Raw genomic sequence first — 253 nt, forward strand, 5'->3', positions numbered from 1 at the left:
GCGCGACCGACCCGAAGGACCGGAAATGACCACCACCAGCCCCACCGCCCACCTTTCCGCCGACGTCGCCGGCCGCCCCGGCACGATCCGTCACCGGGTTCTGTGGACCCTGCAGATCCTGCTCGGCCTGTTCTTCGTGATCGCCTCCGGTGGCCCGAAGCTCGTGATGCCGAACGCGCTGGCCGATAACGCTCCCGAGAATCTGACCATCCCGTTCGCGCTGCTCATCTTCATCGGGGTGGTCGAGGTCGCC

General features: G+C 67.6%; 1 pseudogene. It reads left to right on the forward strand.

Annotated features, from left to right (window positions below):
- Positions 1 to 25: 25 nt before the first annotated feature.
- Positions 26 to 253: pseudogene (locus IG75_RS37070) on the forward strand (DoxX family protein); the annotation flags it as partial.

Source organism: Nocardia rhamnosiphila NBRC 108938 (assembly GCF_000720425.1).
Taxonomy (GTDB): Bacteria; Actinomycetota; Actinomycetes; order Mycobacteriales; family Mycobacteriaceae; genus Nocardia; species Nocardia rhamnosiphila.